Here is a 14,587-nt window from a genome sequence, read left to right as displayed (position 1 = left end):
CCCAAAAGCCGTAAGGACGTAGTCCGCCCTTTGGCGAGCCTGCGAGTTTCTAGAACCTCCAGTTATTAGATCCCTGATACAGCAGCAAATGCTACAGCAGTATTATAAATAATCTGAGTAACTTGCGACCAAAGCGTTAAGTTATCTTTGTACTCTGTATCGAGAGGCACAATAACAGTGTCGCCAGCCGAAATTTGTGAATCGGTATTGAACCAAATGTTTGTGGTTGGCATCATTACCGAACCATCAGCCTTAATGACATACACTCTATCTTCATCACCGCGCTCTCTCGGACCACCTGACATTAATAAATAATCGTCTAGTGTTAATCCTTGTTTATATCGTTGCGTTGAAGGATGCTGAACTTCGCCCATTACCGCTACGGTTTGTTTAATGGTAGGTACATAGAGCACATCATTGTCTTCAAGCTGAAGGTCTGCCTCTGCAATGCCTAACTTAATGGCATTAAGATCGACTACTAATCGGCCGACTGCTTTGATATTTTCTAAATCTGCAAGCATCAACTGTGTTTCGCTATAATTAGTTGCTTTACTATCTGTTGACACTCCGCGGGTAGCAAGATCACGGCGTAGTTGGTCTGCTAGTTTTTTAATCTCTAACTCTTCTTGCATTCGCACTGATTCACGCACAAAAACGGCTGCTTGAGGATAAGCGTATTCAGTATATCCACCCGCTCTGGCGATTACATCGGATAATTGTTCACCGCGTCTGATGTTATAGGTACCAGGGAATTTAACTTCGCCTTTAATTTCGATGACTTTTCTTTCCTGCCATTCTGGCGTAGTCAGAATCGTCACCATATCGCGACCTTCCAATTCAATATTATCTTGTTGATTGCCATTAATAACAGCATGGAGGTTAATTTGCTTATGGATGATATCGGATATTGCAGATGTAGTATGTGTGCGAGTGAGTTCAGCGCGCTCTGTGTAGGCACCTTCTAAAAGCCCACCAGCGGCTTTGAGTAAATCTGTTACTTTTGCAAAATTCGTTAATGGGTAAATACCTGGGTGACGAACTTTACCTGCAATGGCGACAATTTTAATGCCTTGTTGTGCACTACCTTGTTGAGTTAATTTTGAAACAATTGGGTACAGTAATTCTTTTCGCGACATAACATAACTGAGTTTGATTAAGTCGCGGTCTTCAAACAAATTAGACAACATCTTAGCAACTTCATCACCGACTAAGGTTTCTTCTGCTAATTGGTCTTTATTCAATGCAGCACCCGCTAAAGCTACGCCAGCAATTTGATTGGTATATTTTTTAGTGACGGTATTATCTAAGGTTTCGAATCCCGCTTTAAATAAGTCTGCATCTAGTAGTGAGTCACCTTTAAGTGATTCAACTTTACTAACACGTTTTCTAACTAATGCATTCAACTCAAAACGATTTTGTGTATCGTCATTATAATTAAATATCACTACCTTATCACGAGGTTGCAATGCTAAATTCTGGATTGACCTTGGTGACGTAATGGCTTCACCTGGCGCAAACTGTAACGTTTCAATGTCACCGTGATTATTTATTTCACGAATAATCAAACCATAGTCTAAATCCGCAGAAAGTAATAAATCACCCCAAATAGACGGTAATAAATCGCTAATTCGTTGTTGCTTCCATTGATATTTCCCTGGGCGTACAACTGCACCAAGGACAGTAATTGCATCTTCATATTGATTTGATGCACTTTTAACCCGAATATAATCCCCAGCTTTTGCTAACGTGTTGTTGCCTTTATTAGACGTTAAATCGACATTAACAATGGTTTTTAAACCGTTATCATTATAGCGTTCGATACTGCTATTTTTTGGATAAGCACCTTGTTTAAGGCCTGCTGCCATGTTGATGACGTTGGCAATTGTTTCATTCTTTTTCAATTCATAAATAGCTGGGCGTCTAACTTCACCCGCCACACTGACTAACCCACCGATTGACGGAATAAAGACTACGTCACCTGAACGAAGGTTAATGTCGCCAGAGGCGTCACCTCGAAGTAATAAGTCGTATAGATCAAATGAGCCAACTAACTTACCCTTACGCTTAACTTGCACATTTCGTAAGCTACCGATTTCATTGACCCCACCAGCCACGAAGAGTGCTTGAGTGATGGTAGATAAACTTGAAACAGTATATGACCCTGGCTTATAAGCATCTCCAGCGATAAAAATGCGTATAGAACGCAATTCGCCCATACTGATATTTGATTCAATACCAATCATTTGTTGCTTTATACGCTTAGTCAATTCTTGACGTAAGTCAGAAAAATTTAATCCTACAACCGAAACAGGACCTAAATCGGGTATTTGAATAGTGCCATCACGATTAATGGTTAAACTGTATTCGTTGCTTTCTTTGCCATATAACTGAACTTTAATCACGTCTCCAGGGCCAACCATATAATCACTTGGTACAGGAACGTCTGTTACTGGAGCAAACGTAGTAGGTTCGCCTTCGAACATTTCATAACCAAAACGTTTTAGCTCTTCTGTATCACTGTCTTGTTTGAAATCAAACTCGTTCTTTTTAACTGTTTCTGGTTGTTCATTTAATTGATTTTGACGAGGTTCAACAACATTCGGGTTTGTTACGTTAACAGAGCTATTGGCACTGCCTGATAACATTGAAGGGTCTATACCATACTGACGCGCAAGTCTTTCCTGTTCTGCTTGAGGCAATTGTTTAAACTGCTCGATCATTTGCGGGGTTGGAGTAACGGCGTGCACTTGTGTGGTTAAAATAATAAAGGCAGATAAGCCCGCTATTAATGTATTTTTGGTTTTATGTAGCACCAGGTATCTCCAATATTATTTTTTTATAAGAAGGTTATAGATTCTAGGAACTCGCAGGCTCGCCAGAGGGCGGACTACGTCCTTCTAGGTTTTAGGGTTCTAGAAGCGAAGCGCCCTAGCAGACCGAAGGTCGTCCTAGCACCGAAGCGCCCTATTTCAGGCACGCTACCGACCCGCGTGGCGTCGCCCTGATTCAGTACATCCTGTACTTCTCTCTTCGAGCCAGCTAAAGCTGTTAGTGATTGTTCCTGACAATCACTTTCGGCGTTCACTTTACGAATGAAACTTTTCATTCGAAGCCTTTACAAAATACGTCCTGTATTTTCCCCTATGGGCCAGCTAAAGCTGTTAATAATTGTTCCTGACAATTATTAACAGGCACGCTACCGACCCGCGTGGCGGGCGAGACGCCCTTCGGCGTTCACTAAAAGACAGAAACTGTTCTGTCTTTTGCCTTTCAGGCACGCTACCGCCCATAGATTACGGCTTCCAAAATGCCCTTCGCAGTGCGAAATTGTTGTTTTTAATGGTCACAAATACATAACCACCATCAAGTAAGCGCGAAATTATACTTAAAAATCCACGTTAATGCTTGAGTAAAAAAGCATAAACGTTTCATGCATGTGACAAAACAATAAAAATACAACTTAAGTGATGAAAATCTCACCAATTCGGTTTGAAATAGTGCTTTAAACGATCAACAGATATTTTACGGATGGTCGATCTCCTACAAAGAATATCGTTATTCTCTGCTTTATTGGCCATTTACGTTACTTGGTCACTTTTAGATATCGCTTGTAAATTAGTCAAATCGACTAAAATGCGCTTCTGTTGCCCCATGATGTTAAATAACACATGGCAGCGTTTGTCTGGGTTATTCTCATCGAATATGGCCTCTAGGTCTTTAAAAGGGCCATCGACAAATTTAACTTTGTCACCTTTTGTTAACGATTTTTCTTCTTGTGGCACATATTCTTGGATGCGAATTTTAAGTGCTGAAATAATTCTGTCGTCGATGGGAGTCATATCTTCTCTACAACCCACTATACGGTTCGCTCCACGGGTATTGTGGATTTTGCTTACGCTAATAATTTGAGGATCAAAATAGATAAACAGGTAACTAGGAAACAAAGGTGAAGTCACCATTTGCTTTTTATTACGTACGGTTTTTAGCTGGGTGATCATCGGTAAATAACTCTCGACGTCTTGCAAAGCCAAGTTTTGCTGAGCACGAACTTCATGACGTGGTTTGCAATACAGTAAATACCAAGATTTCATTATGACTCGCTTGTTTATATTTGCTCATCAGCCTGAGCAAGTGACATCCCATTCACGGCTAGGGATATTAACAAAAATACCAACCAATTTGAATGGTTTTTTAGCTCTGAATGCCCATAAATACAGCGTTCAACCTGTTTCCAGCTACTATATAAAGTCGATAAACGAGTACTTATTTAGTCGCTTCAGGTGAGTAGTCATCTTACCGACATCAACACCTTTATGTGCTCAGCTCGGTTTGAACCTTACTGATACCAGATTGTATTGAGTTATGCTCTTTAGACTAAAGAAATAGATCACTCAGTTAATCATGAAAACTGAAAAGTTTACTTTGACACGTAAGTCACCTAGAAGGCAGCAAAAAGCCTCGATAATCGAGGCTTGATTTGTATTAAAGGCTACTTAGTTGGCTTTGGTGGGTAATCCATCATGACGGTGCTAATTGCATTATTGATTTTTTGAATGCGTTCTTCTGGAGTATTTTGTTCACGCACTGTGTCTGCAACAGTACCACGCCAGACTAACTTACTGGTTTTGTTGTCAACGAGATCAACCATTAATGTGCCTACATCGTATTCACGCACAGTCGTTTCGGTTTGAAGACTGCCACCCCATCCCCAACGAGGACCATAATATGGGTTATAGCCGTAGTGAGTGTTAAAGGTATCTATATTGATTTTTTTGTCAACTTTAGTGATGTAATTAACCAATAAATCTGCGTCTTTCTTATCTGTTTTAGTGAACCCTTTTTGACTCAATTGACTTTCAATAGCAGCGCGAACACGTTGGTCCATCAGTCCGTCTAAATGATAACCTGCAACGTCATTTTTGTTCACTACCCATGAATAGGTTTTATATTGGTCAAATGATACCGATGGATCGAAGTCTGAAGATGATTTTAAGGTACTGCATGCGCTCAGCATTAAGACTGTCGCGATAATAAGTAATTTTTTCATATTGGTCCCAAAAGCAATATATTAATATTTATTAGCTTATAGAGAGCAAAGACATTGTCAAGTTAACAAGATTTTATAAAAGCGATAACAAACGGAAATATCGATAACGCGCGGTGATAAGCGAACAGCCTAGAACGCTTCGCTGCTAGGACGCTGCGCGGCTAGATGCTATAAAATCAACAGCCTAGCCATACGCGAGTCTATCTTAGCTGCGAAGCTGTCCTAGCCGGACGTAGTCAGCTCTCTAGTGAGCCTGCGAGCTCCTAGAACCTAGCAGCGTAGCGCACTAGTTGCTAATCCAAACAGTTTGATAGGGTTGTAGTTGCATGGTTTGGGTGGTGTCTTCGATGGGTTCTCCAGTTAATAGATCGACCCAGTTTTCTGCAATAATAAGGTTAAGCTCGTTAATGGGTAAGTCGGTAACTTGATCTGATATGTTGCTAATACAAAAGATACTTTGTTTTCGATTACGACTTTGACGCCAAAAGCCAAATAATTGTAGACCCAAATGCAAAGTGAACTGGGTTGCATTGGGATGAAATGCAATTTGCTGAGTTCGAATATTAATTAAACCAGTGAGTGCTGTTAACACTTGGTTATGGTCACTGCTGGTATCATTAAGTTGCAGGGCTAATTCTTCTAACTCCCAACGATGGCGGTTAATCGCACGGTTATGTGATGTGTTTGCCAACTTTTCATAGTCGTTGCGAGTGCCCAGCAAGCTATGAATATAAATACCTGGAATACCCTCAAGCGCTAACATAATGGTATGAGCGCACACAAAACGTTGCATACCCCATTGGTCTTTGCCTTTAGTGGTGCCTTGAAGCGCATCAAATAAAGCGATGTTCATTTCGTAAGGTTTTTGTTCACCCTCTTCTGTGGTTCTTGATGATATTTGACCGCCAAATTGTTTCATCGTGTCGACTAGGGTGGTGATTTCCTCTTCGTCTAATAAACCTTCGACTGGTCTTAAGCCAACGCCATCGTGAGACGCGATAAAATTAAAGTAGGTGGTGCCATCTTGTGCAGGCGGCATACTCATAAGCCAACGCTTTAAGTACAAACAACTGCCGGTAATGAGGCTGTTAATCAACAATGGTGGCAGCGAAAAGTTATAGATACAGTGTGCTTCGTTAGCATTACCAAAATAAGTTAAATTTTGGGTATTGGGTATATTGGTTTCGGTAATGATAATGGCATCTTGCTGGCTATGTTCGATGAGTGTTCGTAACAAGCGAATGACACTATGGGTTTGTGGTAAATTAATTGACTTAGTGCCCACTATTTTCCATAAAAAAGCCACTGCATCGAGGCGAAAAATACTCACGCCAGCATCTAAATATTGACGAATAATGCGGACAATTTCGATTAATACCTGCGGATTACGAAAATCAAAATCTACCTGGTCATGACTAAAGGTGCACCATACATATTGAGTTCCGGTAGGTGTTTCTGTTGGCCGCAGAAGTGATGAGGTTCTGGGGCGTACAACCGCACTTAAGTCATCATTAGGATCCGCCGTAAAGAAGTAGTCATGTCCGAGCCCTTCACCTTTACAGAAATTCTGAAACCATAAACTCCGACTGGAACAATGATTAATCACTAAATCAGACATTAATCGTTTTTTACTCGCTATTGCACTGATGTCTGCCCACGAACCAAGCCCTTCGTTAACGCTTGAGTAGTCGATCACGGCAAATCCGTCATCTGAACTATAAGGGAAGAAGGGCAAAATATGCACTGCATTGATGCAACTTAAATAGCTGTCGATAAATTGTGCTAGCGTGGTAAGTGGTCGTTCACCTTGTTGGATCACGCTATCACCATAAGTGATCATAACAATGTCTTTCTCAGACCAATGATTTGCAAAAGGTTCTGGTACTTGGCAATATTCAGTGATCCGCATGATTTCGATGAGTTGATCAGCTAATGCTGTGGTGCTTATGTCAGGATCGACATCATTGTAAATACTGCTAAGTTGTTGCTGCAGCTTTTGCTGCAAGCCGTCCATTACTGACATAAGGTGTCCTTTAGATCGATTTTGAGGCTAACTAAACTCGGCATTATCAGCTTCAACTGCAGCTTTTAGTTGTTCAAGTACGTCAGGCATAGCGCTTACCACACGGCTCCAAGTTGGCATAAATGGGGTTTCCATTGGATTATCTAAAAAGCGTTGCCCTGCTGTGACTATATTTTGCGCAAACATTTCGACCGCTTTTTCTTCTAAATGAATGTCAGTGGTTAATCCGTTCATTAATGCATCGTTATGATAGGTTTCAACATAATCTAAGGCAATACGGTAATAAGTCGCCTTGAGGGTTCGGAACGATTCGGTGCTAAAGGTATTACCTTGAGTCGCTAATTTACGAAAGAATGCTTTAGTAATATCAATCGACATTTTAGATAAACCAGCATCTTCGTTATCTAAAGATAAGTCTTGATGTTTATGGTCGTAATTGTCGGCAATATCCACCTGACAGATACGATTATGGGCATAGTTACGCTGCATTTCTGACAATACACCGATTTCTAATCCCCAGTCACTTGGGATACGTAAGTCGTTAAGAACATCTCGTCTGAATGAAAACTCACCTGCTAATGGATAACGAAAACTGTCCATATACTCTAAGTATTCGTTATAACCAACGACTTTTTTAAGTGCTTTAATCAAGGGGGTCACTAACAGGCGTGACACTCGACCATTAATTTTGCCATTAGAAATACGTGCGTAAAAGCCTTTACTGAATTCATAATTAAACTGTGGATTAGCTACCGGATACAGTAAACGGGCGAGTAATGATTTTTCATAGGTTACGATATCGCAATCATGCAGTGCTACTGATTCAGTTTTACCAGAAGCCAATATATAGCCCATGCAATACCAAACGTTTCGTCCCTTACCCAGTTCTTTGGGGGCTAAGCCTAACGCTTGGAGTTTTGCATCCAACGCTTGTAAACGTGGGCCATCGTTCCACAAAATTCGATGATGTTGCGGTAATTCGCCAAAGAAACTGAGCGCATGTTTGTACTGTTCAAGATCTGCTCTATCTAGTCCGATGACAATTTCGTCTAAATAAGGCACTTCTTTCAATTTGCTGACGATATCTTTAAGTGCGTCGCCTTCTAACTCTGAATATAACGACGGCAAAATTAACCCTAAAGGTCGTGTTTTTGAAAACTTAACTAAATCTTGCTCAAGCTCTTCGTGGGTACGTCTGGTTAAATTATGCATTGTAGTGACAATGCCATTTTGATAAAAATCGGCCATGTTACGCCCCTTCTGATGATAGTGGGTTGTTCTGTGATTCTACGGATGACGACAGTAACGTTTTATTAATACATTCTGCCCAGCCTTTAGGGCCATATTCAGTACTTTTGATGGTTTTTTTGTTGGTCGTTAATGTAGGAAATTCATGAGTCGGTGATTTAATTTGTATGGCAATGTCAGCGGCTTCGAGCATGGCATTATCATTACCACTGTCTCCAAGAGCAACAGTGGTTACGGGAGTGCCATATTGTTTGGTATACACATCGGCTAGCCATTTCATCGCTTTGCCTTTATCTGTATCACCGCCGACATGTAAAAAACGTCCGCCCTGCAAAGTATGTGCACCAACACTGGTCATCAACTTTATAAACGCTTGTTTACTGGTTTCATCTCCTTTCCAGAGCAATGGTTCTGCATAATGTCTAACAAGTGCAAGCTTGGCATTGTCGGGGGATAAATCGGTGAGTTCACATAGCTCTTCAACCGACAAAGATGAGAAACCAACAAAATCATTCTTGAATGCTTGGGCTTGTTCATTTAACAGTTTAAGCCAATATTCTCGTGGTTGGCTAAATTCTTTGACCCAATAATATCCCTGGGTAAATGTATCTTCTGGCTGTTGCGCAAAGTAGCCAATCGGAATATAAATCACGGCACCATTTTCTGAAATAAACGGTGAGTTAAAGCCAACGGTCTGTTGTAACTTTGTCATTTCTGCAAAGGTTTTACTGGTATTGGCAATAATCGGTATCTGGCGCTCATTAAGAGCTTCAATCACTTCAATTGCATGACTAAAGCTATAGTCAAAATGATCAAGTAAGGTTCCATCTATGTCAGTGAAGATAAGTGGTCGTGTTGTCATATCATGGCCCTTTTAATCAACCCGGAGTAAAAGCGTACAATGCGAAAGAACAAACGCTTCGCTTACAGTTAGTGCGTCAAATCAACACTTCTCACTTATTATGCGCTTTAAATTTGTAATTATAGATTCAGGATATGTGCCAAGCATAAAATCTTTGCACCTTAATGGTACAAATAGTCTTTAGACACTGATATGTATAAAGTATTTTAATGGCGTTGAGTCGTCAAGTAAAAAGTACTTTAGTGCGAAAGGTGGAGGATTGTGCAACGATAACAAATGATCGCACCATATTGGTGCGATAAATAAACAAAAACAGTAAAGAGTGGTGAAGTAGCAAAAACTTGATACTAGAAAGCGACTTGACGAGATTCTATAAAAGCTTATGACAATGCAGTTCCTAGAAACGCAGCCTTCTACCTGTTAAACAAGTGAGCAGCGAAACGGAACCTAGTAACGACAGAGAAGAGTCTTAAAATTGATTTTCAAAATAACTTTCGATAATTAATACCGCAGACACTGCATCAATTTGACCTTTAGTTAAGGCTTTAAAACCTCCCAATTCAAATAAGCGAGCTTTGGCATCGGCTGTTGTTAATCGTTCGTCTTGAGTGGCAATTTTGATACCAAAACGACCATTAATTCGATTAGCAAATTTACGAGCTCGTTGAGTCATTTCTTGTTCGGTTCCGTCCATATTTAACGGTAAGCCCACCACCACAAGATCTGGCTGCCATTCTTTTAATAATTTATCGATATCATCCCAATTAGGGATCCCATCAACCGCTTTAATTGATAATAATGGTGTCGCACTAGCAGTAATGGCTTGACCTATCGCGACGCCAATACTTTTGGTGCCGTAGTCGAATCCTAAAACGGTTTGGTGTTGCATGTTTATCTCTTTGTTTAATCTTTAGAGGACGCTTTAAAAGCAACGGCCTAGAGCGCTGCGCTGCTAGGACGCTTCGCGGCTAGATACTATAAAATCTTAGCAGGACGCAGTCCGCCCTAGAAGCGAAACAACCTATTTTTAAGCATGACCGACTTGGCTGGACATTTGCCATATATCAAAACCGAGTTGTTGGGTTGCCACTTGCCACATTTGTTCGTGATCAGCGCTGAAAAGTAACTCTGGTGTGGCTTTAATAGTTAACCAAGTATTGTCTGCAATTTCTTGTTCAAGTTGATCTTTACCCCATCCTGCGTAACCAAGCGCTACAATAAAATGTTCAGGGGATTTTTTCGAACCGATAGCCGCCAATATATCTCGTGAAGACGTTAGCATAGTGTGTTCACTAATTTCGGTGCTATTGAGCCAATGCGGTTGTGGAGTGTGCAACACAAAGCCTCGTTCGGGTGCCACTGGGCCACCGATGAGTACTTGGCTATCTAAGGAGAACAAAAATTCTGGCGATAAATATAACTCCATTTGTTCAAGCAGATCTTCAACCTCTACGCCGATTGGACGGTTAACCATTAATCCCATGGCACCTTTTTTATCATGCTCACAAATATATATCACTGCACGTTCAAAAAATGTGTCATCTAATGATGGCATCGCAATTAAAAAGTGGTCTTTGAAATTATCCATATGCTCTCCTCAAGAGTGCTTTAGCGTTTTGTATTATCCACCCGCTAATTTCACTGTGAAATTCAACTTTTCTAATATGGATTTTATTTGTTCGCGATTGTCGGTTTGCACTTCAATACAGAAGTCTTTCACTGTACCACCACAACCACATTGTTTCTTTAATTTCTGCGCGAGCTCTTTTAAGGCTTTTTCATCTAATGCTAGGCCTTTAATGACACTCACGCCCTTGCCTTTTCGACCTTTACTATCTTTGTGGATCCGCACGATTCCGTCACCAGTGGGTATTTCGGTTTGTGGTTTAGGTTGATCAATACGGCCTTTATCAGTGCTGTAAACTAATGCGATATTGGGATCTATTCTCATATTATTTCTTTAGCAATAAAACATTGTTTGAGTTTAACAAATCATAAAAGCAGAGGCGAGGATAAAGCTAAAAGCCTAGTGACTAGAACGGCCTGCGGCCTCGAGGACGCTACGCGGCTAGACTCTATAAGATCAACAGCCCAGCCGCGTAGCAGCCTAGGATCTTATCAGCGAAGCTGTCCCTAACAGGACAAAGTCCGCTCTAGAAGCGTAGCGGCCTAGCAGCGAAGCGGCCTAGATTACTTAAAGAAAAGGTTTTACCAGATTTGCCATCATGTTGATGTGGTCGTCATTGTCGTTTAAACATTCGATATATCTAAAGTTTTTGCCACCAGCTTGTTCAAACACTAGGCGGTTCTCACCTTTAATTTCTTCTAAGGTTTCGAGACAATCTGCACTAAATGCTGGGCAGATAACGGCAATGTCGGTAATGCCCTTTTCTGGCAAGCTGCCTATTGTGACGTCAGTATAAGGTTGTAACCATTTTGCCTTACCAAAGCGAGACTGGAATGTTGCTACGTAGTCGTCTTCACTAAAGCCTAATTTCTCTACCACCAAGCGAGTCGTTTTCATGCAGAAGCAGTAATAAGGATCGCCTAAATGTAAATTACGTTCTGGCATACCATGAAAAGAGATCACTAATTTTTGTGGCTTACCGTGCTGGTCAAAATCTTTTTGAATTGACGCGGCAAGCGCATCAATATAGTCAATGTTGTCATGATAAGTATTGATAAAATGCAGAGCCGGAATATAACGCCATTTCATTAGTTCTTTGGCCAACGCATCAAATGCAGACGCGGTTGTCGGCGCGGCATACTGCGGATACAAAGGTAAAACAACTAAGTTGTCTATGCCTTGTTTATGCATATCTTGCAACGTGCTAGACACTGATGGTGAACCATAGCGCATCGCTAAATGTACACTGGCATCTTGCCCTTGTGCTTGCAGCAGCATAGCGAGGTTTGTTTGTTGACGTTTGCTGATAGCCAGTAAAGGAGAACCTTCGTCGGTCCATACTTCTTTATACAGCGCTGCTGATTTAGCAGGGCGAGTACGTAAAATAATGCCGTGAAGAATAATCATCCACACTAATTTTGGAATTTCTACCACTCGCGGGTCTGCCAAAAACTCAGCTAAATAGGTGCGAACAGCCGATTTGGTTGGCGCATCTGGTGTCCCTAGATTCAATAATAATATGCCAGTTTTGCCACGAGCTTTGTGGCCGGTTTCTTTATCTAGCCCTGAAAATCTAGCCAAAGTATCTTCTCCGTCATTGGTATGGATTCATAAATTAAACTCACTATGAGTTACTCGTGAGATTAAGTGAAAATTGTATCGCATTCATTTAAAACAAAAAGAGTGCTAGGTATCGATTTTATCATCAAATTAACTTAACCCGCACTGGTAAATGCTCATTTAAACTAGAGTCGTTATTTTTCAGTTAAGTCATTGAGGAAATAACCGCACTATTAAACAATTATAAAATGGATTCAATCGCTTTTTTCAGCTCATCACTTTCAGGTTTAACCCGCGAATTAAATTGCTGGACACTTTGACCATCACCAGAGACAAGATACTTATAAAAGTTCCATTTTGGTGCAGCACTTTTGTCCGCTAAGTATTTAAAGACTGAGTTAGCCTCACTGCCTTTAACGGGTGATGTTGCAACCATGGTAAACGTGACACCATAATTAATAAAACACACATCAGCCGTTTTAGCTTCGTCTTTTTCTTCTTGGAAAAAATCATCTGACGGAAACCCAATCACCACTAAACCTTTGTCGGCATATTGTTTATGCAATGCTTCGAGCGCTTCAAATTGAGGTGTAAAACCACAATGTGATGCGGTATTAACGATTAATACGGCTTTGCCTTGGGTGAGTTCACATAAATTAATGTTTTCTTTGGAGTGTAATTTGCGCGCTTCAACATTGAGATAGTCAGGACAATTTGCCGCTAAAGCCCCCACACTACTACATGCGAATAAACCAATTGCCGTTAAGTATTTAATCATTTGTATGTATCCTTTTATCAACATTTATAGGCATCGATAAAAAATAGGCATCGATAAATTAATTCATCGATGCCTATACGCAAGTAGCTTTAGTTCAGATCAAAAATGGTTAGAAATAGAAACCAATATTGATATTTAAGCGAGAATGCCATGCAGTATCACCATTATTGATACCAACGCCTGGGCCATCAACAAACCACATATTTTTACCGGCAATCCAATCTACATAAGAATAAAATTTACCAGCAGTGATGGCAACACCAGTCACATTCTGGATAGAGTCATCAAGCCCTTGACCAGACGCCATTACTTGGCTGTAATCGTTGTAAAAATTGACATTAGTGATTGGTCCCCAATCAACGTCAAACGCTTTAGCAATGTTAACGGTAGCAACATCGGCTTCAGCAGCAATTTCAAATGGATATTGGAATGCACTTAGCGCAACACGTTCACTGTTATCTATATCATAGTCATAATGAATATATTGTAATTGTAATTGCCATTGTTTCCAGTCAAGTTGCCAATGCGCTGCAGCGGCAAGACCATTGGTGTCTTCACCCACTACGGTAGCTGCATCAGCCATAAAATCTAATTGGCTGTATTGTAATGAACCACCTAACTTATGAGTGACTTCACCAGAAGTAAATTCTCGCTCAACTCGAGCGTTGATTTGACCCGCTTCTTCATATGGCGATGTCGCTGTAGTCGCTACGTCAAATGAGTAACGATCATAATTAGAACCGTCGCCAATTTCGTCATTGACAAAATAAGCTAAGTCATAGCGCCAACCATCTTGTTCATTTTTGTAATGGATACCTGCATCATAATCATCTTCAAAACCAAGATAATAGGTTGCGCCGAACCAAAATGAATGAGCAGCATAAGGCAATAAACCAAATGGGACTTGGGTTACACCCACTTGCACTGATTGAGCTTCATCAAATTGATATCCCATGTAGGCATGGTGTACTACGTCCATGTTTTCATACCAACGATACTGAGCTGAGGCAAATAAGCCATCTTTGCTCTTATAGTTGACGTCGGCGCGGAATAATTCAAACTCAAGCTTTGAGTTGTCGTCGTAGTCTTTCCAGCCGTAGTTCACCCGAACTGCACCGCCAATATCAACTTCATCGGTGACTGGTACAGCCGATGCCGAAAGCGGAAGTAAGATTAACGAAGAAAAGACGGTGATTTTTTGCCATAACTGCATGAAACATCCTTGAAAGAACAATGTTATAAAGCGTGATAAAAATGAGTAACGTATAATGAAATTATACGTATAGAGTTACTAACTAAAGATTTTAATGTATTCCCGTCAGCGTAACATCCACAACAACGGCAAGACTATTAACAATAATATTAGTCATTCTAACAAAAAAAGGCCACAAGATGTGACTTGCGGCCGTTAATAAAACGCTGTTCGATTAACAAAGTGATTT

12 protein-coding genes are annotated in these 14,587 nt (G+C 40.6%); all 12 read right to left on the bottom strand.

The window, feature by feature from the left end; translation table 11 throughout:
• Positions 1–65 precede the first annotated feature (65 nt).
• The 12 genes from FH971_RS05575 to FH971_RS05520 all read right to left on the bottom strand — a co-directional run bounded on the left by FH971_RS05575 (position 66) and on the right by FH971_RS05520 (position 14,358).
• Entirely contained in the window at positions 66–2,813 is a 2,748-nt protein-coding gene (locus tag FH971_RS05575; RefSeq protein ID WP_140233646.1) for an SLBB domain-containing protein, read from the bottom strand.
• 765 nt (positions 2,814–3,578) lie between these two features.
• The gene (gene rfaH, locus FH971_RS05570; RefSeq protein ID WP_140233645.1) at positions 3,579–4,091 is read right to left on the bottom strand and encodes a transcription/translation regulatory transformer protein RfaH; all 513 of its coding nucleotides are present in this window, start codon (positions 4,089–4,091) and stop codon (positions 3,579–3,581) included.
• 398 nt (positions 4,092–4,489) lie between these two features.
• Complete coding sequence (locus FH971_RS05565; protein ID WP_140233644.1) at positions 4,490–5,047, bottom strand: DUF4136 domain-containing protein; 558 nt, start codon at positions 5,045–5,047, stop codon at positions 4,490–4,492.
• A gap of 286 nt (positions 5,048–5,333) precedes the next feature.
• A complete protein-coding gene (locus tag FH971_RS05560; protein ID WP_140233643.1) occupies positions 5,334–7,070 on the bottom strand; it encodes a sugar phosphorylase in 1,737 nt (578 codons plus the stop codon).
• A 27-nt stretch (positions 7,071–7,097) separates the two neighbouring features.
• The gene (locus FH971_RS05555; RefSeq protein ID WP_137222156.1) at positions 7,098–8,318 is read right to left on the bottom strand and encodes a glycosyltransferase family protein; all 1,221 of its coding nucleotides are present in this window, start codon (positions 8,316–8,318) and stop codon (positions 7,098–7,100) included.
• A gap of 1 nt (position 8,319) precedes the next feature.
• Complete coding sequence (locus FH971_RS05550) at positions 8,320–9,180, bottom strand: HAD-IIB family hydrolase (RefSeq protein ID WP_140233642.1); 861 nt, start codon at positions 9,178–9,180, stop codon at positions 8,320–8,322.
• 469 nt (positions 9,181–9,649) lie between these two features.
• Positions 9,650–10,069, bottom strand: coding sequence for a Holliday junction resolvase RuvX (gene ruvX / locus FH971_RS05545; protein ID WP_137222160.1), 420 nt, complete (start codon positions 10,067–10,069; stop codon positions 9,650–9,652).
• A gap of 138 nt (positions 10,070–10,207) precedes the next feature.
• Positions 10,208–10,768 (bottom strand): YqgE/AlgH family protein, encoded by a 561-nt coding sequence (locus FH971_RS05540; protein ID WP_137222162.1) that lies wholly within the window; start codon positions 10,766–10,768, stop codon positions 10,208–10,210.
• Positions 10,769–10,801: 33 nt separating this feature from the next.
• Positions 10,802–11,131 (bottom strand): stress response translation initiation inhibitor YciH, encoded by a 330-nt coding sequence (yciH, locus tag FH971_RS05535; RefSeq protein WP_137222164.1) that lies wholly within the window; start codon positions 11,129–11,131, stop codon positions 10,802–10,804.
• Positions 11,132–11,374: 243 nt separating this feature from the next.
• A complete protein-coding gene (gene hemH, locus FH971_RS05530; RefSeq protein WP_140233641.1) occupies positions 11,375–12,388 on the bottom strand; it encodes a ferrochelatase in 1,014 nt (337 codons plus the stop codon).
• Positions 12,389–12,608: 220 nt separating this feature from the next.
• Entirely contained in the window at positions 12,609–13,145 is a 537-nt protein-coding gene (locus FH971_RS05525) for a glutathione peroxidase (protein WP_140233640.1), read from the bottom strand.
• Between the two features lie 109 nt (positions 13,146–13,254).
• Entirely contained in the window at positions 13,255–14,358 is a 1,104-nt protein-coding gene (locus FH971_RS05520; RefSeq protein ID WP_140233639.1) for a hypothetical protein, read from the bottom strand.
• Positions 14,359–14,587 lie beyond the last annotated feature (229 nt).

Source organism: Shewanella polaris (assembly GCF_006385555.1).
GTDB lineage: Bacteria > Pseudomonadota > Gammaproteobacteria > Enterobacterales > Shewanellaceae > Shewanella > Shewanella polaris.
Note: the sequence above shows the minus strand (reverse complement) of the source record. Positions and strands in the feature narration are given on the sequence as shown.

Excerpts from the sequence above, each read along its gene's own strand:
- rfaH (WP_140233645.1), bottom strand. The coding sequence starts at position 4,091 with ATGAAATCTTGGTATTTACTGTATTGCAAACCACGTCATGAAGTTCGT.
- FH971_RS05565 (WP_140233644.1), bottom strand. The coding sequence starts at position 5,047 with ATGAAAAAATTACTTATTATCGCGACAGTCTTAATGCTGAGCGCATGC.
- FH971_RS05560 (WP_140233643.1), bottom strand. The coding sequence starts at position 7,070 with ATGTCAGTAATGGACGGCTTGCAGCAAAAGCTGCAGCAACAACTTAGC.
- FH971_RS05555 (WP_137222156.1), bottom strand. The coding sequence starts at position 8,318 with ATGGCCGATTTTTATCAAAATGGCATTGTCACTACAATGCATAATTTA.
- FH971_RS05550 (WP_140233642.1), bottom strand. The coding sequence starts at position 9,180 with ATGACAACACGACCACTTATCTTCACTGACATAGATGGAACCTTACTT.
- ruvX (WP_137222160.1), bottom strand. The coding sequence starts at position 10,069 with ATGCAACACCAAACCGTTTTAGGATTCGACTACGGCACCAAAAGTATT.
- FH971_RS05540 (WP_137222162.1), bottom strand. The coding sequence starts at position 10,768 with ATGGATAATTTCAAAGACCACTTTTTAATTGCGATGCCATCATTAGAT.
- yciH (WP_137222164.1), bottom strand. The coding sequence starts at position 11,131 with ATGAGAATAGATCCCAATATCGCATTAGTTTACAGCACTGATAAAGGC.
- FH971_RS05525 (WP_140233640.1), bottom strand. The coding sequence starts at position 13,145 with ATGATTAAATACTTAACGGCAATTGGTTTATTCGCATGTAGTAGTGTG.
- FH971_RS05520 (WP_140233639.1), bottom strand. The coding sequence starts at position 14,358 with ATGCAGTTATGGCAAAAAATCACCGTCTTTTCTTCGTTAATCTTACTT.